Here is a 20,209-nt window from a genome sequence, read left to right on the forward strand (position 1 = left end):
AAAGCCAAAGCTCGTCGCCATCATCGCGACGGCCCGAAAACTCGTCACGATCCTCAATGCCGTCATCCGGGACCAACAACCATGGCGCGAACAAGACGCTTGACCACCAAGACAGTCGCTCACCCCTGCCCCTCTCCCATCCGGGAGAGGGGTTCCCCGCGCATGTCTCATCCGTTGTCGCAGCATGAAAAAGGGCGCCGTTCGCACGGCGCCCTTCGTCATTCCAGCGATGCTGCGCTTCAATTCAGCGCCACACCCGCCGGTCGCCCCTCGCTCGCGGCGGGAAATTCGCCGAGCATCAGTCCGGCCGGGCCCACCGTCAGCGGCACGCTCTCGCCATCGCGAACAGCTCCGGCGAGCAGCAATTCCGCCAGCGGGTCCTGCACCGACTTCTGGATCACGCGCTTCAGCGGGCGCGCGCCATAGGCGGGGTCGTAGCCCTTCTCCGCCAGCCAGTCGCGCGCCTCCTCCGAGAGGTCGAGCGCGATCTTGCGATCGACGAGCAGCTTGCCGAGGCGAGCCATCTGGATGTCGACGATCGCCCCCATATCCGAGCGCCGCAGGCGGTGGAACAGGATGATGTCGTCGATCCGGTTCAGGAACTCCGGCCGGAAGGCATGGCGCACCACGCCCATCACCTCGTCGCGTACGGCGTCGCTGTCCTGGCCCTCCGGCTGGTTCACCAGATACTCCGAACCGAGATTCGAGGTCATGATGATCAGCACGTTGCGGAAGTCGACCGTGCGGCCCTGACCATCGGTCAGGCGCCCGTCGTCGAGCACCTGCAACAGGACGTTGAACACGTCCGGATGCGCCTTCTCGACCTCGTCGAACAGCACGACCTGATAGGGCCGGCGCCGGACGGCTTCCGTCAGCGCGCCGCCCTCCTCGTAGCCGACATAGCCGGGAGGCGCGCCGATCAGCCGGCTGACCGAGTGCTTCTCCATGTATTCGGACATGTCGAGCCGGACCATCGCGGTGTCGTCGTCGAACAGGAACGACGCCAGCGCCTTGGTCAGCTCGGTCTTGCCGACGCCGGTCGGGCCGAGGAACATGAACGAGCCGATGGGCCGGTTCGGGTCCTGCAGGCCGGCGCGGGCGCGCCTGACCGCCTTGGAGACAGCCTCGACCGCCTCCGCCTGGCCGACGACGCGATGGCTGAGGCTCTGCTCCATGTGCAGCAGCTTCTCCTTCTCGCCCTCCAGCATCCTGTCGACCGGCACGCCGGTCCAGCGGCTGACGACCTGCGCGACATGGTCCGGGGTCACCGCCTCCTCGACCATGCCGGGCGCATCGCCCCTGGCCTCGATCTCGGAGAGCTGCTTCTCGAGCTGCGGAATCTCACCATAGGCGAGCTCGCCGGCGCGCTGGTACTCGCCCTTGCGCTGCGCCTGGGCGAGCTCGTTGCGGGCGTTGTCGAGCTTGGTCTTGATCTCCGCCGCCTGGCCGAGCTTGTCCTTCTCGGCCTTCCAGGTCGCGGTGATCACGGCCGAGCGCGCCTCGAGCTCAGCGAGTTCCGACTCCAGCCGCCTCAGCCGCTCCTTCGAACCGGCATCACTTTCCTTCTTCAGCGCCTCCTGCTCGATCTTCAGCCTGACGATCTCGCGGTCGATCGAGTCGAGCTCCTCGGGCTTGGAGTCGACCTGCATGCGCAGGCGCGCCGAGGCCTCGTCGACGAGGTCGATCGCCTTGTCGGGCAGGAAGCGGTCGGTGATGTAGCGGTTCGACAACGTCGCGGCCGAAACCAAAGCCGAGTCGGTGATGCGCACGCGGTGGTGCTGCTCGTACTTCTCCTTCAGGCCGCGCAGGATCGAGATCGTGTCCTCGACCGTCGGCTCGTCGACGAAGACGGGCTGGAAGCGCCGCGCCAGCGCCGCGTCCTTCTCGACATATTTCCGATACTCGTCGAGCGTGGTCGCGCCGACGCAGTGCAGCTCGCCGCGCGACAGTGCTGGCTTCAGCAAGTTGGAGGCGTCCATCGCGCCGTCGGTCTTGCCGGCGCCGACCAGGGTGTGCATCTCGTCGATGAACAGGATGACGCCGCCGGCCGCGGCCGAGACCTCGGAGAGCACGGCCTTCAGCCGTTCCTCGAACTCGCCGCGATATTTCGCGCCGGCGATCAGCGAGCCCATGTCGAGGGCGAGCAACTCCTTGTCCTTCAGGCTCTCGGGCACGTCGCCATTGACGATGCGCAAGGCGAGGCCCTCGGCGATGGCGGTCTTGCCGACGCCGGGCTCGCCGATCAGGACGGGATTGTTCTTGGTGCGCCGGCTCAGCACCTGAATGGTGCGGCGAATCTCCTCGTCGCGGCCGATCACCGGATCGAGCTTGCCGTCGCGGGCCGCGGCGGTGAGATCGCGTGCGTACTTCTTCAGGGCGTCATAGCCCTGCTCGGCAGAGGCCGAGTCAGCAGTACGGCCCTTGCGGATCGCCTCGATCGCGGCATTCAGCCCCTGCGGCGTGACGCCGGCCTTGGCCAGGATCTTTCCGGCCTCATTGTCCTTCTCGATCGCCAGTGCGAGCAGCAGCCGTTCGACCGTGACGAACGAGTCGCCTGCCTTGTCGGCAGCCTTCTCAGCCGTGTCGAAGACGCGCGCCAGCGCGGGGGTCAGGTGCAGGCTGTTGGCGCCCGCGCCGCTCACCTTGGGGAGCTTGGCGAGGCCTGCGTCGACCAGCTGCTTGGCCTGCCGCGACTGTCCGCCGGCCCGGTCGATCAGGCCGGAAGCCATGCCTTCGCTATCGTCGAGCAGTGCTTTCAGCAGATGCTCGGGCGTGAACTGCTGATGGCCCTCGCGCATCGCAATCGTCTGCGCGGCCTGCAGGAAACCCTTCGCCCGATCCGTATATTTCTCGATGTTCATTCGTTATCTCCGCCCGCCGGTCGCGCCCCGAAGCGGCGGAGCCGGCTGCCTTTCAAAGGGATAGGGCCCCCTGATGGGCAGCCCTTCGCTCCAAGAGATAGTGTTGCTTTCGCGCAACGGAAGGGGGATGGCGCTGCTTTCGCATTGACCTTAACCGCCGGTCTCGCCCAGCCTGCGGCCATGGTCGGCACCAAGCGACAACAGGCGATTCGCAAGGCGCTGCGGGCGCTCGCACCGGGCATTCCGTTGCTCGATGCCGAGGCGGTTCTGGCGCTTGCCGGCCGCGTACAGATGAAGGCATTGCCGCCGTCGACAGCGCTCTGGCTCGCGCTCGGTAGCCATGTTCGGCACAGCCATACCGACTACGACAGTCTGCTCGCCGAAGGCTATGAGCGCGACGCAGCCCGCTTCTTCGTTGTCGATGCGATCGACGACGTGCTCTCGGGTTGGGGCTGCCAGCGCTCGATTGCCGAGGAGGAAGCGGAAGAGGGCGCAGAGCAGCCGCATTGATCGGATCGATGCAATCCTTTCATCGACCGTGATGGCCGCGGTGGTGGCGTCATGGTGCCCGGCATGGCATTTTCCGCCGCCTCAAGCATTTTCAAGCGAAGTGGGTACCGGTTCGCGTGAAGAAAATGCGATAAATCAAAGCGCTAGGGCATTTCTGCGATTCAGAGAAACGCGGAAATGCCCTAGCAATCGGAAGGGCAGAGCCTATGCGCGTCGCTTCGCTGTATCGCTACCCGGTCAAGGGATTGTCGCCCGAGCGTCTGAGCCAGGCCGAGCTGCCGACCGACGGTTACTTCCCCGGCGACCGGCTCTTTGCCATCGAGAATGGCCCATCGGGCTTCGACCCGGCCGAGCCGGTGCATCAGCCGAAGATCAAATACCTGATGCTGATGCGCAATGAATCGCTGGCGCGCCTGCGCACCCGCTATGACGATGGCAGCGGCGATCTCGTCATCGGCCATGACGGTGCAGAGACAAGAATCGCGACAGGCGCGGCGGCGGGCCAGGGACGGCTCGGCAGCTTCTTCAAGAGCTTCATGCCGGATGAACTGCGCGGCGAGCCGCGCCTGCTCGCGGCGCCGGAAGGCTACCGTTTCACCGATTCGCGCTCGGGCTTCGTCTCGATCATCAACCTCGCCAGCGTCGCCGATCTCGAGGCTCGGCTCGGTGTCCCGGTCGATCCGCTGCGCTTCCGCGGCAATGTCATGGTCGAGGATCTGCCGGCCTGGACCGAGCTCGACCTGGTGGGGCGCGAACTCACTGCACCGTCAGGCCTGCGGCTCCAGGTGATCAAGCGGATCGAGCGCTGCGCCGCCACCAATGTCGACCCGGTGACGGGGGCGCGCGACCTGCAGATCCCGAAGGCGCTGATGCAGGGCTATGGCCATGTCGATTGCGGCATCTATTGCCGCATCATCGCCGGCGGCGCGCTGGCCGAGGGCGAGCGCCTGACCCTGGTCGAGGCCAGCGAGCCGGTGGCACTCGGCGTCGCCTGAAAAGAAAGAGGGCCCTTTCGGGCCCTCTTTGAACGATCTTGATATCCTTGGCGGGATTACTCCGCCGGGGGCTCGCCACCATCGCCGCCGAGCGCGTCCATCACCTCGCGCGGCGAACGCCGCCGGGGCGCCCGGCGCTTTGGCTTCTCGCCAGCCTCAGGCGCGCCCTCGGCTGCTTCCGCCGGAGCGGCTGCTGCGGCGACCGGAGCCTCAGGCTCCTCCGCGATCGCGATCGGCACGCGGGTCGGCGTGGTCAGGAAGGCCGGAAGCGCCGCGGCGACATCCTGCTCCTCGTTGGTGTTGCTGGCGCGGGCCTCGTCGCGGTCGCGGCGCGAAGGACGCTCGCTGCGCGGCGGACGGTCCGGCCGCTCGAAGCGGCGCTGTTCAATCGGCGGCTGGACCGGCGCGATGTCCGGCTGCTCGGCACCGGGCTGAGCCTCGGGGCGCGGAGCGTAGGAACCGTTCTGGCCCTCGGGCCGGTCGAAGCGACGCTCGCCGCGGTCCTGGCGTTCGCCGCGGTCCGGACGATCGCCGCGTTCCGGACGGTCGCCACGATCCTGGCGGTCGTTCCGGTCGAAGCGGCGCTGGCCGTTACGGTCGAAATTGCGCTCCGGGCGGTTATTATTAGGCCGGTCGAAACGCTGGCCGTTGTTCTGGCCGCCTTCGACGTCCTCGCCTTCCTGGCGCTGGCCGCCATGGCCGTTCACACCATTGCCGTTGTACTGGCGCTCGCCCTGCTGCTGGCCACCCTGGAAGTTGACGTCTTCCTCGCCTTCCTCCTCGCCGTCGTCAGCGTCTTCGACGAAGGCGCGGTTCGGCTGGAAGCTGTGGCCGAACTGCTGCGTCATCTGCTCCTGGGCAGCGAGCAGGATGCGGTAATAGTGTTCGGCGTGCTGGAAATAATTCTCAGCCGCAACCGGATCACCGGAGGATTGCGCATCGCGGGCGAGCTGGAGATACTTCTCCGCCACATTCTGCGCCGTGCCCCTGACCTTGACGTCCGGGCCGTTCGACTCGTAGCTGCGCTGCAGCGGGTTGGGAGACTTACGGTTTCCGCTATTATTATTGTTGTTGTTATTGCTGCCGTTGCTACGGCCGCGCATGCGCCGGTTCTGACCTGGTCTCATTCGCGTCTGTCTCGCGTTCCGTTCATTCAAAGCAACCTTGAGGTCGTCATGCGCGTCGTGACACGCGGCGGGTTGCGACGCCGTGCGTAGGGGGTTCGACCTGAAAGGGCTCTGCGCCGATATGGGTCTTCACGCGCTCTTTCCAATGGAGCCTCACCGGCTCCCTCTCCGAACGGCTGTCCCGCGCATTCGAAGTCTCGGTCTCGCTATGTCAGTAACGTCGATTCTCGCAGTGATCCGAGGGCTTGGTCTGCTCAGCAGGGCCCAGCCAAAGGTCATGTGCTGTCGACACTGTCTTCAAGACCATGCGTGCATAGCTGGTTTTGCGGCCTGTTCCAAGCAAATTCGCGCAGCTTGCTGTGCAGGGTTCAACGACCATGCCCGAAGACGAGGCCGCGAATATGGCCGCCGAGATCGCGGTGGGAGTGAAGATGGCGTAAGCCCGCCTGCTCCATCAAGGCGACGACCGCTGCCTCCTGCCCGGCGCCGATCTCCAAGATGGCATGGCCGCCTGGGTTCAGATGGCCCGGCAATGCGGCGGCGAGCGCGCGATAGGCGGTGAGCCCGTCCGGGCCACCGTCGAGAGCGAGGAGCGGATCGTGCTCGCGCACGTTCCTGTCGAGTTCGGCGATCTCGCCGCTGGCGATATAGGGCGGGTTCGACAGGATGAGGTCGAAGCGCTCCTCCACCCCGTCGGTCCACTCGCCCTGGCGGAAGGCGGCGCGTTTGGAGACGCCGTTGCGGGCGGCGTTGCCGGTCGCCGTCGCGACTGCATCGGGCGAGAGGTCGATGCCGAGCCCGGTCGCCTGCGGAAACTCGCGCAACGTCGCAATCAGCAGGCAGCCGGTGCCGGTTCCAAGATCGAGCATCCGTAGCGGCTCGTGTCGGCGAGCGGCGAGATGGGAGAGGGCGGCTTCGATCAGGGTCTCGCTGTCCGGCCGCGGTTCCAGAGTTCCCGCAGAGAGCGCGAAGTTCAGCCCCCAGAACTCGCGTGCCCCGATGATGCGCCACAGCGGCTCGCCGGCAAGGCGTCGCGCCAGCGCCGCCTTCAGCCGTGCGGTGGCTGCTTCATCGAGCGGATCGTGGTCACCGACGAGATCCTCGATCAGGATCCGGGCCTCAAAGGTGAAATCGGCAATACCGGCGCGCTTCAGCGCCAGCGCGATTGCCTTGCGGACAACAGACACAGCGTCGCCCGTTGCCGGAGAAGCAACGGGCGCGATCTCGTTCGGTACTCTGTCGGTGCCGGTCAAGCGTGTCCTTGGCCCGGCACGTGGCCGGTCAGTTACCCTGCATGCCTTCCTGGACGCAGGCGTTCATCTTGATCCGCAGTGCGGACTTGCCTTCCTTAGCGCCGCGGAACTGGCGCTGACAATCGCGCCGCGCCTGCGACTCGGTCTTGGCATTGTGAAGCGTCGCCGGCTGACCACTGAGGACCTTCTTCGCGGTCCGCTCCTGTGCGCCGACGGAAGCCGGCACGAAGGCGACGGCAGCGGCAAGGGCAATGACGCTGAACAGGGTTTTCATCTCTCTATCCTCCCCATGAGAACGGTCTGTGCGTCCAGAACGCGCGAGAGCGGTGAAGGTTTCACACGCGGCCCTGCTCGGCGAGCAGCTCGGCCTGGCGCTGCGCCGTCAGCGCGTCGATGACCTCGTCGAGCACGAGCCCCTGCATCATCTCGTCGAGCTTGTAGAGCGTGAGATTGATGCGGTGGTCGGTCACACGCCCCTGCGGGAAATTGTAGGTGCGGATGCGTTCCGAACGGTCGCCCGAGCCGACTTGCGAGCGGCGGTCGGCCGATCGTTCGGCGTCGGCGCGGCTGCGCTCCATGTCGTAGAGCTTGGCCCGCATCAGGTCGTAGGCGCGTGCCTTGTTCTTGTGCTGCGAACGCTCGTCCTGCACCAGCACGACGATGCCGGTCGGGATATGGGTGAGGCGGACGGCCGACTCGGTCTTGTTGACGTGCTGGCCGCCGGCGCCCTGGGCCCGCATCGTGTCGATGCGCAGATCCTTCTCGTCGAGCGTGACGTCGACCTCGCCAGCGAGCGGCAGCATGGCAACGGTCGCGGCCGAAGTGTGGATGCGCCCGCTCGCCTCGGTGTCCGGGACGCGCTGCACCCGGTGCACGCCGGATTCATATTTGAGCCTTGCATAGACGCCCTTGCCGGCGATCTCGGCGACGACTTCCTTGAACCCGCCCATCGTGCCCTCGCTCTCGGTGAGGATATCGACGCTCCAGCCCTTGCCGGCGGCATAGCGCTGATACATCCGCAGCAGGTCGCCGGCGAAGAGCGAGGCCTCGTCGCCGCCGGTGCCGGCGCGGATTTCGAGGATGACGCCGCGCTCGTCGGCCGCGTCCTTGGGCAGGAGCGCGATCAGGATCTCGCGGGCGCGCGTCTCGATCTCGCTTCGCGAGGCGTCGCGTTCCTCATAGGCGAGGTCGCGCATCTCGGCGTCGGTGGCGGGATCGTCGATCAGCGCGAGCGCCTCCTCCAGCCCTCCTTGCGCCTTGCGCCAGGCTGCGATCGCCCCGACCACGGGATCGAGTTCTGCGAGTTCCTTCGACAATTCGACGACGCGCGTCGCCTCGGTCGCATGGTTGATGGCGTCGCTAGCCGCCGCATGGCGGGCGACGATCGAGTCGAGACGGTCTTGCGGGAGCTGGAGCGACATGGTGCGAAAACAATCTGAACGGAACGGAGGCGGGTACGGGCGACGACGAAAGCGTCGCTAGACCGGCACTTTCATCTCGGCAGCGAGAGCTGCGAGCAATGGGCGCAGGCTGGCGGCGCCGTCGGAGGAGCCGAGCCAGGCGTCGAGGCGCTGGCGCGCCTTGCTGGCATCAAGCGCGCGCAGCATCGCCTTCACCGGGCCGACCGAGGCGGCCGACATCGAGAACGAGCGATAGCCGAGCGCGATCAGCGCCAGCGTCTCGATCGGCTTGCCGCCCATCTCGCCGCAGACGGTGACGGGGCAATCCGCCTTCCCGGCCTCATCGACGATGCTGCGCAGCGCCCGCAGGCCCGCCGCGCTGAGCGGGTCGAAGCGGTCGGAGACGCGCTTGTTCTCGCGATCGGCCGCGAACAGGAACTGCATCAGGTCATTGGTGCCGATCGAGAGGAAATCCGCCTCGCGCGCGATCTCCGGCAGCTCGAAGAGCAGCGATGGCACCTCGACCATGACGCCGAGCTTGAGGCTCGTCGGCCCCTGGCGACCGTCGCGCTCCAGCATGGCGAGCTCGCGTCGCACCAGCAGGCGCGCCCGCAGGAACTCGTTCACCGTCGCGATCATCGGCAGCATGATCTTCATGTCGCAGCCGGCGCCGGCGCGCAGCAGCGCCCGGACCTGACCGCGCAGCAGCCTTGGCCGGTCGAGGCCGATGCGGATGGCGCGCCAACCCAGTGCCGGGTTCTCCTCCTCGAGCCGCTCCATATAGGGCAGCACCTTGTCGCCACCGATGTCGAGCGTGCGGAAGGTCACCGGCCTTCCGTTCGCGGTCTTGAGGACCGCGTCGTAGAGCGCCTGCTGCTCGGCCGTGGTCGGCATGTGCTGCGCGACCATGAACTGCAGCTCGGTGCGGAAGAGGCCGACGCCCGAGGCGTTGGTCTCGTCGAGATTGGCCATGTCGACCAGAAGGCCGGCATTGATCTGCAGCTGGATCTCGACGCCGTCCTTGGTCACCGGCGCCTGCGTCTTGAGCTTGCGGTACTGCTCCTGCTTGCGGGCGCGCAGGCGCGCCTTGTCCTTGTAGGCGTTCTCGACATCCGGCTGCGGCCTGATCTGCACCTCGCCGGCCTGGCCGTCGACGATGACGGCGTCACCGGCCTGGATCAGCGCCGTCGCATTGGCGATCTCGCCGACGGCCGGAATGCCCAGCGCCCGCGCCACGATGGCGATATGGCTGGTCGGGCCGCCCTCCTCGAGCACGACGCCGCGCAGGTGCCTGCGGTCATAATCGAGCAGGGCCGCCGGCCCCATTGAGCGCGCGATCAGGATCGCGTTCTCGGGCAGGTCCTCGCGGGTGACGCCGTTGGACTTGCCGACCAGCGTGCGCAGCAGCCGGTTGGCGAGGTCGTCGAGATCATGCAGGCGCTCGCGCAGATAAGGGTCGGTCTGGCGCAGCATCTTGGCGCGGGTGTCCGACTGCACCCGCTCGACCGCGGCCTCGGCGGTGAGGCCGGTCATCACCACCTCGCGCATGCGCCTGAGCCAGCCCTGGTCGTGCGCGAACATGCGGAAGGTCTCGAGCACGTCGCGGTGCTCGCCGGTATGGGCGACGTCGCCGCGCTCGATCAATTCGTCGATGGCGAGCCGCATCGTCGCGATCGCGGCTTCCAGCCGCTGCACCTCGCGGCCCGGATCCTCGGCGATCAGATTGGTGATCGCGACGCGCGGCTCGTGGAGCACGGCATGGCCGAGGCCGACGCCGTCGGCGAGCGTGGTGCCGATGCTGTGGATCGGCCGTTCGAGGCCGATCGTCGCGCCGGGCTTCGACAGCGCCTTCAGGCCGCCGGCGGCGATCATCTCGGCCATGATCATGGCCGTGGTCTGCAGCGACTCGACCTCGTCTTCGCTGTAGAGGCGCGAGGCGCGGTTCTGCACCACGAGCACGCCCATCACCGCGCCGCCGCGCAGGATCGGCACGCCGAGGAAGGAGCGATAGATTTCTTCGCCCGTCTCCGGCCGGTAGGAGAAGGCCGGGTGCGCCTGCGCGTCCGAGAGCGCGAGCGGTTCGGCATCGCTGGCGATCAGGCCGACCAGGCCCTCGCCGGCGCGCATGGTGGTGAGGTGGACCGCCTCGCGATTGAGGCCTTCGGTGGCGTAGAGTTCGAGCGATGAGTCTTCGCGCAGGACATAGACCGAGCAGACCTCGGCCACGAGGTTGCCGGCGATCACGACGACGAGTCGGTCGAGCCGCTCCTGCGGACTGACCGGCGCCGCCATCACCTCGCGGAGACGGCGCAGCAGCACGCCCGATCCCCCGAGTGCGCCTCGCATCAAGAAAGCCCTCCGCCCGCCTCCTCGGCCATGTCAGCCGAATACCCCCAGCAGACCTGACACCGCAACCGCTGAGTCGCAAGCGCAAGCCGGGTTCCGTCTCTCACTTTGAGATAGAGACCGCTTTTCGATCGGCTTGCGGCGCAAGCTGATCGGAACGGGCTCTGGCGAGGAGCTTCTAGCCAGCCGAGGGAGCGTTCGGCAAGGCCCTTGCGCGGACCGGACCGAGCTTGCTCTGCGCTGATCGCGAGGCATGGGGAAGCGTATTGAGGCGTGCAGGCTTGCTGTTCGCGCCCGATTTGCGTGTGCTGCGCAGCGGTTTCGGCCGTCCCGGCGGCACGACGTCGCCGCTGGGAACGTCGAGGCCGGAGAGCGCGGCGAGATAGCGCGATGTCCACCATGCGATGTCGGTCGAGGAGATCGTCGCGTAGAGTCGCTCGAAGCGACGCAGACGCTCCGATTTCGGCATGGCGAGCGCGGTCCGGATCGCTTCGGCCACCTCGTGCGTGTCGAACGGGTTGACGATCAGCGCCTCGCCGAGCTGCTGTGCCGCACCGGCAAAGCGCGAGAGGATCAGCACGCCGGGATCGTCGGGATTCTGCGCGGCGACATATTCCTTGGCGACGAGATTCATGCCGTCGCGCATCGGCGTCACCAGCCCGACCTGCGCACGCCGGTAGAGGCCGGCAAGCGCGCTGCGCGAATAGGCCTTCTTCACCACGCGGATCGGCGTCCAGTCGAATTCGCCGAGCGCGGCGTTGAGCCGGCCCGCGACCTCGTCGGACATGCGGTCGAGTTCGGCATATTCAGGCACATCGGTGCGCGAGGGCGGCGCAATCTGCAACAGGCCGACCTTGCTGCGGTGTTCCGGGTGGTTGCGCAGGAAGGTGCCGAAGGCCTCGAGCCGCTGGACGATGCCCTTGGAATAGTCGAGCCGGTCGACGCCGATCACCAGCTTGCGGTCGCCGAGCGGTGCGGTCGTGGCGCGGACCGGCTGCGTCGCGGCTCGGACGGACGCGACGGCGAGCTTGCGGAAGGCCTCGACATCGATGCCGATCGGGAAGGCCTGCACCACAGCCTCGCGCTGGCCGGCCTTGATCCGGTTGCCGTCGCGGCGCGCACCGCAGAGCGCCACCATCCCGCCGATCAGGTTGGCCACGTCATTTAGTGTCTGCATGCCGATCAGGTCGTAGGCCGCCATCGTGCTGATCAGCGTCGGGGAGAAGGGCAGGGCGCCGAACACCTCGGCCGGCGGCCAGGGGATGTGGTGGAAATAGCCGATCCGGTTGGTGACGCCGCGCCGGCGCAGCTCGGCTGCGAGCGGAATCAGGTGGTAATCATGGATCCAGATGATGTCGTCTGGCTCGAGCAGCGGGATCAGCAGCCTGGCGAAGCGGCGATTGACGCCGAGATAACCGGCATAATCGGTGCGGGTGAACTCGGTCAGGCCGAGCCGGTAATGCATCAGCGGCCAGAGCGCTCGGTTGGCGAAGCCGAGATAATAGCTTTGGCGCTCGGCTTCGGTCAGGTCGGTCACCGCGTAGGTGACCTTGCCGTGTCGTACCGGCTCCACGCTGCTCGCCGGCTCCGCCTTCGTCGCTCCGCTCCAGCCGAACCAGAGGCCACCATGCTCTTCAAGCGCGGAACGCAGGGCGACCGCCAATCCACCTGCCGCCACCTTTTCGCCTCGCTCGGGCATGGTGACGCGGTTGGACACGACGACAAGACGCATGATGCCTCACTTTTGCTGACGCTTGCCATAGAGGCGCGGGAACAGAACGCGCGGGCAGGCGTAATGTTTCGTGTGCACGCCGGCATCCCGGCTGGGTTCGCGTCGCCGCCGTGACCGGATCATGGCGACCGTGCGCCAAGCTGAACCTCGAATGTGGCGATGAGGGGACCATCTCCCGATTGTCGTCCTTTTGCCCGTTTCGCCTTCTAACCAGGTTCCCCATGTCACAGATGCTGAGTCCCGAGATCGCCGAACCTCCCGCCAAGGCCGCCGTCCAGACCGGACAGATCGCGCTTTTCCTGGATTTCGACGGAACCCTGGTCGAGATCGCGCCGTCGCCGGAGGATGTCCGGATCGACCGGCGCCTGCCTGAAGCCCTGGCCGCGTTGCGCCAGCGGCTTGGCGGCGCGCTGGCGCTGGTCTCGGGGCGCCCCGTGGCGCTGCTCGACGAGATGATGGCGCCCCATCGCTTCGATGCCGCTGGCCTGCACGGCGCCCAGATCCGCCTCGGCAGCGCGGATGCGCCGGTCGCTGCGCCCTCCGAGCTGCTGCACACTGCGATCCGCGCCATGGTCCGCTTCGCCAACGCCAATGTCGGCGTCATCATCGAGGACAAGCGCCAATCGGTCGCGCTGCATTGGCGGCTTGCGCCCGCGCTTGCCGACGAGGCCCAGGCGCTGATGGAAAAGATCGCCGCCGAAATCGGTCCATCCATGCGCCTGCAGCGCGGCAAGGCTGTTGCCGAGTTGGTACCCGCGAGCGCGAGCAAGGGCGGCGCCATCACCTGGCTGATGCAGCAGGAAGCCTATGCCGGCCGCACGCCGGTCTTCATCGGCGACGACATCACCGACGAGGACGGGTTCGCCACGGTGAATGCCGTGGAAGGGCTCTCCATCCGGATCGGCGGGGGAGAGACCTGTGCCCGCCATCGATTGGCCTCGCCGACGGCATTGCATCATGTTCTGCTGGCGGCCGCCGAAGGCGGCGACCTCACGCTCGAAACCTTTCTCCAGAACTGACTTCAGGAACAGGCATGACTGTGACGACCACCGCCTCGCCGCGCGTCGCTTCGCTCGATCTCGGCGTCATCGGCAATTGCTCGATCGCGGCGCTGATCGACCGGCGTGCCCGTATCGTCTGGGGCTGCTTTCCGCGCTTCGACCGCGACCCCGTGTTCTGTTCGCTGATCGACAATCAGATCGACGATGGCGACGCCATGCCGAAGAAGGGTGTCTTCGCCATCGAGATGGTCGGCATGACCCGCTGCGAGCAGAGCTATCTCGACAACACCGCGATCCTCTCCTCGGTGCTCTCCGACGACCAGGGCAATGCGCTGGAGATCCTCGACTTCGCGCCGCGCTTCGTCCGCTATGAGCGCTTCTTCCGGCCGCCGCAGCTGGTGCGCCGCGTCCGCCGCATCTCCGGCCGCCCGCGCATTCGGGTCGTAGTCAAGCCCTGCCTCGGTCTCGGCGAGGAGCCGGACGAGCTCACCCGCGGCTCCAACCATGTCCGCTTCGTCGGTGCCGATCAGACGATCCGCCTGACGACGGATGCGCCGATCTCCTATGTGCTGGAGAGCATCCCCTTCGCGGTCGAGAAGCCGTTCTCGTTCTTCATCGGCTCGGACGAGGCCTTGCGCGCCGAGATCGAGACGACCTCGCGCGAATTCCTCGACAAGACCACCGATTACTGGCGCGACTGGGTCCGTTCGCTCTCGATACCCTTCGAATGGCAGCGCGAGGTCATCCGCGCCGCGATCACGCTGAAGCTCTGCTCCTTCGAGGAGAGCGGCGCCATCGTCGCGGCACTGACCACCTCGATCCCGGAGGCACCGGGCACGCAGCGCAACTGGGACTACCGCTTCTGCTGGCTGCGCGACGCCTATTTCGTCGTCCACGCCCTCAATCGCCTGGGCACGACGCGGACGATGGAGGACTATCTCGGCTTCATCACCAACATCGTCGACACCTATTCGGAAAGCGGTGCCGAGCATCTGCCGCCGCTCTACCCGATCACCCGCGGCGGCGAATTGCGCGAGTTCGAGGTGCCGAATCTCGCCGGCTATCGTGGCCATCAGCCGGTCCGTGTCGGCAATGGTGCGGCGACGCAGATCCAGAACGACGGCTATGGCGCGGTCGTGCTCGCCGCAACCCAGTCCTTCTTCGACCGCCGCCTGATCCAGCCCGGCAAGGAGGCGCTCTTCGCCCAGCTCGAACGCATGGGCGAGCGCGCCATCGCGGTCTTCGACAAGCCCGATGCCGGCCCCTGGGAGCTGCGCGAGAAGCAGGTCGTGCACTCCTTCTCCAGCGTGATGTGCTGGGCGGCCTGCGACCGGCTCGCCCGCATCGCCGGCACGCTCGGCCGCGCCGACCGCAAGGAGTACTGGCGCGGCGAGGCCAAGCGCCTGAAGGGCATCATCTCCGACCGGATCTGGAACCAGGAGAAGGGCCATTTCGTCTCGACGTTCGACGGGGCCGATCTCGACGCGACCCTCCTGCTCATCGCCGAACTCGGCTTCGTCAAGCCTGACGATCCCCGCTACATCGCGACAGTCGAGGCGATCGGCCGCGATCTCGGCCGCGGCGATTTCATCCTGCGCTACGGCACTGAAGACGATTTCGGCTTCATGCACACCGGCTTCCTGATCTGCGCCTTCTGGTATGTCGATGCGCTGCACGCCATCGGCCGCAAGGACGAAGCCAAGGAGCTGTTCGGTCGCATCCTGACGCGTCGCAACAGCTTCGGCCTGCTCTCGGAGGATGCCGATTTCGAGACCGGCGAGCTCTGGGGCAACTTCCCGCAGACCTATTCGATGGTCGGGCTGATCAACTCGGCGATGCGGCTCAGCCGCGACTGGGAAGAGGCGTTCTGATCAGCGTCGTCATTCTCGGGCGCCGCGCAGCGGCGACCCGAGAATCTCGTGACGAGAAGGCGCCATTGAAGCCTCCTCCGGCCTGAGATGCTCGGGTCAAGCCCGAGCATGACGTGCCTTATCCGCGCTTCAGCAGAAACACCGCCTGTGCTCCAAAGAGGTTCCAGAACCACCAGGGCGCGCTGACGCCTACCCTGCCGCCGGCGACGTCGAGCGCGACGGCGCGCTCCTTTTCCGCGCCCACCATGTCGCAGAGCGCCACGAAGTCGCGGATCGTGCAGAAGTGGATGTTGGGCGTATCCCACCAGGCATAGGGCAGGGAGTCGGTCACCGGCATGCGGCCGAGGAAGAAGACCTGGGTACGCATCCGCCAATGCCCGAAATTCGGGAATGAGACGATGGCGCGCCGGCCGATGCGCAGCATGTGCTCCAGCACAAGGCGCGGATTGCGCGTCGCCTGGATGGTCTGCGAGAGGATGACGTAGTCGAACGAGTCGTCCGGGTAGTCGGCGAGATCAGTGTCGGCATCGCCCTGGATCACCGAGAGCCCGCGCGCGACGCAGCCGGCGACGCCTTCACGAGAGAGCTCGATGCCGCGCCCGTCGACGCCGCGCGTCTCGGCGAGCAGCGACAGCAATTCGCCATCGCCGCAGCCGACATCGAGCACGCGCGAGCCCGGCGTCACCATCTCGGCGACGAGGCGCAGGTCGATGCGGTTGGTCTGGGTGTCCGCCAGCGCCATGCTCAGATCCCTCTCGCCCGCGCCGCGGCGCCGATGAAGCCGCGTGTCGTCGCGAACAGGTTGGGCTCCTCCAGCAGGAAGGCGTCGTGGCCCTTGTCGCTTTCGAGCTCGACGAAGGAGACCGAGGCGCCGGCAGCATTCAGCGCATGCACGATGGCGCGCGAGTCGGTGGTTGGGAACAGCCAGTCCGAGGTGAAGGACGCGACGCAGAACCGGGTCCGCGTGCCCGCGAAAGCCTTGGCCAGCACGCCGTCATGGTCGGCGGCGAGGTCGAAATAGTCCATCGCCCGCGTCACATAGAGATAGGAATTGGCGTCGAAGCGCTCGACGAAGCTGATGCCCTGGTAGCGGAGGTAACTCTCGACCTGGAAATCCGCGTCGAAGGTGAAGGTCGGCGCGCTGCGTTCCTGCAGCTTGCGGCCGAACTTGCGGTGCAGGGCCGGCTCCGAGAGATAGGTGATGTGCGCGCCCATGCGCGCGACCGAAAGCCCTTTCGAAGGCCGCGTGCCCTCGTCGAGATAGCGGCCCTGGCGCCAGTCCGGGTCGGCCATGACCGCTTGCCGGCCGACCTCGTGGAAGGCGATGTTCTGGGCCGAGTGCTTGGCGGCGGTCGCCAGCGGCAGCGCCGAGAACACCCGCGTCGGATAGGTCGCCGCCCATTGCAGCACCTGCATCCCGCCCATCGAGCCGCCGGCGACGCAGAACAGGCTGTCGATGCCGAGTGAGTCCATGAGGTGCGCCTGCGCCCGCACCATGTCGCGGATCGTCACCATCGGGAAGGACAGGCCCCAGGGCTTGCCCGTCGCAGGATCGGTCGAGGCCGGGCCGGTCGTGCCCATGCAGCCGCCGAGCACATTGGCGCAGATCACGAAGAAGCGGTCGGTGTCTACAGGCTTGCCCGGCCCGATCATCGCCGTCCACCAGCCGCCCTTGCCGGTGACTGGGTTGCGGCTCGCGACATACTGGTCGCCGGTCAGGGCGTGGCAGACCAGAACGGCGTTCGACCGGGACGCGTTCAAGGAGCCATAAGTCTGGTAGGCGATCTGCCACTCGTTCAGCACTGCGCCGGAATCGAGCTGCAGCGCCTTGTCCGGCCCGAACCGGGCGAGCAGGCTCGACGGCTGGTTGGCCTCGGCCAGCGGGTCGGCGAGGAGTTCGGAAGCTTGCGTCCGGTTCGGCATTCGGATTTGTCTTGTCGCCCGGTCCGTTCGTAATAGCGGACATTACCGATGGCGCGGCTCTTCCCGCCTGTCAACGCGGCGATGCGTGGCGCGCGCTTTGCCAAGCCCTTCGGCGACCGCTAAGAGACCGGCACGATTAAAGAAGTCTGGCCATCATGACCGAAGCCGCACCGACCACGCTCGCCGATCTGCGCAGCGAGATCGACCGCATCGATTCAGCGATGCACGGCCTCCTGATGGAGCGTTCGCAGATCATCGAGACGCTGATCGCGATCAAGAAGACGCAAGTCTCCGGCTCGGCCTTCCGTCCCGGCCGCGAGGCAGACATGATGAAGCGTCTCGCCTTGCGCCATCAGGGCCTGCTGCCGCTCGACACGGTCGAGAGCATCTGGCGCATCATCATCGCGACCTTCACCTATGTGCAGGCGAACTATTCTGTCCATGCCGACATCTCCGGCGGCGATGCGCCGATGCGCGACAGCGCCCGCTTCCATTTCGGCTTCACCGTGCCTTATGTCCCGCATGAGGACGCCCGTGCCGTGATCGCGGCCGTGGCGGACTCGGCCGGCGATCTCGGCATCTTCCGCATGGATCTCGGCGCCAGCGCCGGCGTCTGGTGGCGCGACCTGATCGGCCCCGCCCAGCCCAAGATCATCGCGCGCCTGCCCTTCATCGAGCGGCCCGACCATCCGGCCGGCACGCCGGTCTACTGCATCGCCAAGCCGCTGACCGACGCCGCCGTGCGCGAGATCGTGCTTTACGCTGCCCGGGTCGAGCGCTGGTCGGAGCAGCTTCGCCACGGCCTCGCCCATCATCTCGCCGAGGTTTCGGCCAGCGCCGCCGACGGCTCGCATCTGGCGCTGCTGGTTGCTGCCTCCGGCGAGACGCCGGTCGAGGCCATTCGCGGCGCGCTCGAGCCGGCCGGCCTCAAGGAGCTGACCGAGATCGGCAGCCACGCCGCCCGCTTCGCTTTCAAATCCGTTCGCTGATCAATTCACGCTGCTCTCAAGGTCCAGCCCCATGGCTCTGCCCGCCTCTCGCCCCGTCCCGCGCCCCGGCGTCCTCGACATCGAGGCCTATGTCCCCGGCAAGTCCTCGGCTCCGGCCGGCGTCAAGCTGCACAAGCTCTCTTCGAACGAAACCCCTCTCGGCCCGAGCCCGAAGGCGGTCGCGGCCTATGGCGGCCTCGCCGGCAAGCTCGAGCTCTATCCGGACGGCTCGGCGACCAAGCTGCGCGAGGCGATCGCCGGCCGCTATGGGCTCGATCCGAACCGGCTCGTCTGCGGCACCGGCTCGGACGAATTGCTGCAGCTGATCACCAAGGTCTATCTCGGCGACGGCGATGAGGGTGTGTTCACGCAGCACGGCTTCCTCGTCTACAAGATCGCCATCCTCGCTGCCGGCGGCAAACCGGTGATCGTGCCCGAGACGAATCTCACGGCCGATATCGACGCCATTCTCGCGGCGGTGACGCCGCGCACCAAGATCGTCTTCCTCGCCAACCCGAACAATCCGACCGGCACCTATCTGCCCTTCGACGAGGTCAAGCGCCTGCAGGCCGGCCTGCCGCCGCATGTGCTGCTCGTGCTCGACGCGGCCTATGCAGAGTACGTTCGCCGCAACGACTACGCCTCGGGCCTCGAACTGGTCGCGACCAGCGAGAACGTCGTGATGACGCGCACCTTCTCGAAGATCTATGGCTTGGCGAACCTGCGCCTCGGCTGGGCCTATGGTCCCGCCCACATCATCGATGCGCTCAACCGCACCCGCGGCCCCTTCAACGTCAATGGCGCCGCGATCGAGGCCGGTGTCGCCGCGATCGCCGACGAGGCGCATATCGCTGCCGCTATCGAGCACAACGACAAATGGCTGGCCTGGACGACGGCCGAGCTGGAAAAGCTCGGCCTCACCGTCACGCCCTCGGTCGGCAACTTCATCCTGATCCATTTCCCGGCCGCGGGCGGCAAGAGCGCCAAGGAAGCCGACGACTTCCTGTCGCAGCGCGGGCTGATCCTGCGCTCGGTCGCGTCCTATGGCCTGCCCGGCGCGCTGCGCATGACCATCGGCAGTGAGGAGGCCAATCGCCTCGTCGTCGCGGCCCTGGCCGAATTCCTGGGCAAGGCGGCGTGAGCGCTCTGGAAAGCTTTGCGCCGCGCCGCGACGAGCCGCTGTTCGGGCGGCTCGCTATCATTGGCATCGGCCTGATCGGCTCCTCGATCGCGCATGCGGCCAAGGAGCTCAATCTCGCCCGCCATATCGTGCTGAGCGACGCCGACGACGATGTCCGCCGCCGCGCCCGCGAGCTCGATCTCGGCCATGAGATCGCCGAGAGCGCTGTCGAGGCGGCTCGTGATGCCGATCATGTCGTGCTCTGCGTGCCGGTTGGCGCCTGCGGCGCGGTCGCAGCCGAGATCGCCGACGTGCTGAAAGCCGGCGCGATCCTGTCGGATGTCGGCTCGGTCAAGCATGCCGTGGTCGAGGCCGTCAGCCCGCATCTGCCCGACGGCGTGCATTTCGTTCCGGCCCATCCGGTCGCCGGCACCGAGAACTCCGGCCCCGATGCCGGCTTTCCCAGCCTCTTCCTCAACCGCTGGTGCATCCTGACGCCGCCGCCGGGCACCGATGAGGCCGCGATCGCCCGCACCCGCCAGTTCTGGGAGGGCATGGCGGCGATCGTCGAGGTGATGGGCTCGCAGCACCATGACCTCGTCCTCGCCATCACCAGCCATCTGCCGCATCTGATCGCCTACAACATCGTCGGCACGGCCGAGGATCTGGCGGCGGTGACGCAGTCGGAGGTGATCAAGTTCTCGGCCGGCGGCTTCCGTGATTTCACCCGCATCGCAGCCTCCGACCCGACCATGTGGCGCGACGTCTTCCTCGCCAACAAGGAGGCGGTGCTGGAGATGCTCGGCCGCTTCAACGAGGACCTCGCTTTGCTCACCCGCGCCATCCGCTATGGCGACGGCGAGACCCTGCACAAGCATTTCACCCGCACCCGCACCATCCGCCGCGGCATCGTCGCGCTCGGCCAGGAGAAGGCCGAGACGGAGAAGCTGAAGAAGGGGTGAGCGACTGTCTTGGTGGTCAAGCGTCTTGTTCGCGCCATGGTTGTTGGTCCCGGATGACGGCATTGAGGATCGTGACGAGTTTTCGGGCCGTCGCGATGATGGCGACGAGCTTTGGCTTT

At 66.9% G+C, this 20,209-nt stretch carries 16 protein-coding genes and 2 pseudogenes; 8 read left to right on the forward strand and 10 right to left on the reverse strand.

From position 1 onward, the window contains the following. Positions 1-103 (forward strand): annotated as a pseudogene (locus B6S44_RS28875) (IS110 family transposase); the annotation flags it as partial. A gap of 136 nt (positions 104-239) precedes the next feature. Here the strand turns inward: B6S44_RS28875 and clpB are convergent. After that, the gene (clpB, locus tag B6S44_RS28880) at positions 240-2,861 is read right to left on the reverse strand and encodes an ATP-dependent chaperone ClpB (RefSeq protein WP_129160459.1); all 2,622 of its coding nucleotides are present in this window, start codon (positions 2,859-2,861) and stop codon (positions 240-242) included. A gap of 144 nt (positions 2,862-3,005) precedes the next feature. Here clpB and B6S44_RS29550 point away from each other — a divergent pair, with 144 nt between their 5' ends. Both B6S44_RS29550 and B6S44_RS28890 read left to right on the forward strand, forming a co-directional pair. Continuing rightward, positions 3,006-3,371, forward strand: a complete 366-nt coding sequence (locus tag B6S44_RS29550) for a DUF2293 domain-containing protein (RefSeq protein ID WP_164986005.1) — start codon at positions 3,006-3,008, stop codon at positions 3,369-3,371. A 206-nt stretch (positions 3,372-3,577) separates the two neighbouring features. Then, positions 3,578-4,366 (forward strand): MOSC domain-containing protein, encoded by a 789-nt coding sequence (locus tag B6S44_RS28890; RefSeq protein ID WP_206735269.1) that lies wholly within the window; start codon positions 3,578-3,580, stop codon positions 4,364-4,366. Between the two features lie 56 nt (positions 4,367-4,422). Here B6S44_RS28890 and B6S44_RS28895 read toward each other — a convergent pair whose 3' ends face one another. The 6 genes from B6S44_RS28895 to B6S44_RS28920 form a co-directional block, all read right to left on the reverse strand. Further along, positions 4,423-5,469: a DUF4167 domain-containing protein gene (locus tag B6S44_RS28895; RefSeq protein WP_164986006.1), complete on the reverse strand. Its 1,047-nt coding sequence runs from the start codon at positions 5,467-5,469 to the stop codon at positions 4,423-4,425. 392 nt (positions 5,470-5,861) lie between these two features. Continuing rightward, positions 5,862-6,680 (reverse strand): peptide chain release factor N(5)-glutamine methyltransferase, encoded by an 819-nt coding sequence (prmC, locus tag B6S44_RS28900; protein ID WP_129160463.1) that lies wholly within the window; start codon positions 6,678-6,680, stop codon positions 5,862-5,864. Positions 6,681-6,774: 94 nt separating this feature from the next. Next, on the reverse strand, positions 6,775-7,020 hold the full coding sequence (locus B6S44_RS28905; protein WP_129160464.1) for a hypothetical protein: 246 nt from the start codon (positions 7,018-7,020) through the stop codon (positions 6,775-6,777). A gap of 61 nt (positions 7,021-7,081) precedes the next feature. Continuing rightward, positions 7,082-8,167, reverse strand: a complete 1,086-nt coding sequence (prfA, locus tag B6S44_RS28910) for a peptide chain release factor 1 (protein ID WP_129160465.1) — start codon at positions 8,165-8,167, stop codon at positions 7,082-7,084. Between the two features lie 57 nt (positions 8,168-8,224). Then, a complete protein-coding gene (ptsP, locus tag B6S44_RS28915) occupies positions 8,225-10,492 on the reverse strand; it encodes a phosphoenolpyruvate--protein phosphotransferase (RefSeq protein ID WP_206735270.1) in 2,268 nt (755 codons plus the stop codon). A 178-nt stretch (positions 10,493-10,670) separates the two neighbouring features. Continuing rightward, positions 10,671-12,227 carry an alpha,alpha-trehalose-phosphate synthase (UDP-forming) gene (locus B6S44_RS28920; protein WP_129160466.1) on the reverse strand — a complete coding sequence of 519 codons (1,557 nt, stop codon included), beginning with the start codon at positions 12,225-12,227 and terminating at the stop codon, positions 10,671-10,673. A 227-nt stretch (positions 12,228-12,454) separates the two neighbouring features. Between B6S44_RS28920 and otsB the strand changes: the two genes are divergently transcribed. Both otsB and B6S44_RS28930 read left to right on the forward strand, forming a co-directional pair. Continuing rightward, on the forward strand, positions 12,455-13,243 hold the full coding sequence (gene otsB / locus B6S44_RS28925; RefSeq protein WP_129160473.1) for a trehalose-phosphatase: 789 nt from the start codon (positions 12,455-12,457) through the stop codon (positions 13,241-13,243). 14 nt (positions 13,244-13,257) lie between these two features. After that, complete coding sequence (locus B6S44_RS28930) at positions 13,258-15,096, forward strand: glycoside hydrolase family 15 protein (RefSeq protein WP_129160467.1); 1,839 nt, start codon at positions 13,258-13,260, stop codon at positions 15,094-15,096. A gap of 118 nt (positions 15,097-15,214) precedes the next feature. Here B6S44_RS28930 and metW read toward each other — a convergent pair whose 3' ends face one another. Both metW and metX read right to left on the reverse strand, forming a co-directional pair. Further along, complete coding sequence (metW, locus tag B6S44_RS28935; RefSeq protein WP_129160468.1) at positions 15,215-15,838, reverse strand: methionine biosynthesis protein MetW; 624 nt, start codon at positions 15,836-15,838, stop codon at positions 15,215-15,217. Positions 15,839-15,840: 2 nt separating this feature from the next. Then, the gene (metX, locus tag B6S44_RS28940) at positions 15,841-17,019 is read right to left on the reverse strand and encodes a homoserine O-acetyltransferase MetX (RefSeq protein ID WP_129160469.1); all 1,179 of its coding nucleotides are present in this window, start codon (positions 17,017-17,019) and stop codon (positions 15,841-15,843) included. 155 nt (positions 17,020-17,174) lie between these two features. Here metX and B6S44_RS28945 point away from each other — a divergent pair, with 155 nt between their 5' ends. The 3 genes from B6S44_RS28945 to B6S44_RS28955 are packed head-to-tail and all read left to right on the forward strand — an operon-like array spanning position 17,175 to position 20,090. Further along, complete coding sequence (locus B6S44_RS28945) at positions 17,175-18,008, forward strand: chorismate mutase (protein ID WP_129160470.1); 834 nt, start codon at positions 17,175-17,177, stop codon at positions 18,006-18,008. Positions 18,009-18,039: 31 nt separating this feature from the next. Further along, on the forward strand, positions 18,040-19,149 hold the full coding sequence (hisC, locus tag B6S44_RS28950) for a histidinol-phosphate transaminase (RefSeq protein WP_129160471.1): 1,110 nt from the start codon (positions 18,040-18,042) through the stop codon (positions 19,147-19,149). Continuing rightward, entirely contained in the window at positions 19,146-20,090 is a 945-nt protein-coding gene (locus B6S44_RS28955; RefSeq protein ID WP_248309818.1) for a prephenate/arogenate dehydrogenase family protein, read from the forward strand. Before hisC ends, B6S44_RS28955 begins: the two co-directional genes overlap by 4 nt. Positions 20,091-20,106: 16 nt before the next feature. Here B6S44_RS28955 and B6S44_RS28960 read toward each other — a convergent pair. Next, positions 20,107-20,209 (reverse strand): annotated as a pseudogene (locus B6S44_RS28960) (IS110 family transposase); the annotation flags it as partial.

This window comes from Allobosea sp. Tri-44 (genome assembly GCF_004123845.1).
In the GTDB taxonomy this organism is placed as follows: Bacteria; Pseudomonadota; Alphaproteobacteria; order Rhizobiales; family Beijerinckiaceae; genus Allobosea.

Coding starts and splice junctions, on each gene's coding strand:
- clpB (WP_129160459.1), bottom strand. CDS start 2,861: ATGAACATCGAGAAATATACGGATCGGGCGAAGGGTTTCCTGCAGGCC.
- B6S44_RS28890 (WP_206735269.1), top strand. CDS start 3,578: ATGCGCGTCGCTTCGCTGTATCGCTACCCGGTCAAGGGATTGTCGCCC.
- B6S44_RS28895 (WP_164986006.1), bottom strand. CDS start 5,469: ATGCGCGGCCGTAGCAACGGCAGCAATAACAACAACAATAATAATAGC.
- B6S44_RS28905 (WP_129160464.1), bottom strand. CDS start 7,020: ATGAAAACCCTGTTCAGCGTCATTGCCCTTGCCGCTGCCGTCGCCTTC.
- prfA (WP_129160465.1), bottom strand. CDS start 8,167: ATGTCGCTCCAGCTCCCGCAAGACCGTCTCGACTCGATCGTCGCCCGC.
- ptsP (WP_206735270.1), bottom strand. CDS start 10,492: ATGCGAGGCGCACTCGGGGGATCGGGCGTGCTGCTGCGCCGTCTCCGC.
- otsB (WP_129160473.1), top strand. CDS start 12,455: ATGCTGAGTCCCGAGATCGCCGAACCTCCCGCCAAGGCCGCCGTCCAG.
- B6S44_RS28930 (WP_129160467.1), top strand. CDS start 13,258: ATGACTGTGACGACCACCGCCTCGCCGCGCGTCGCTTCGCTCGATCTC.
- metW (WP_129160468.1), bottom strand. CDS start 15,838: ATGGCGCTGGCGGACACCCAGACCAACCGCATCGACCTGCGCCTCGTC.
- metX (WP_129160469.1), bottom strand. CDS start 17,019: ATGCCGAACCGGACGCAAGCTTCCGAACTCCTCGCCGACCCGCTGGCC.
- B6S44_RS28945 (WP_129160470.1), top strand. CDS start 17,175: ATGACCGAAGCCGCACCGACCACGCTCGCCGATCTGCGCAGCGAGATC.
- hisC (WP_129160471.1), top strand. CDS start 18,040: ATGGCTCTGCCCGCCTCTCGCCCCGTCCCGCGCCCCGGCGTCCTCGAC.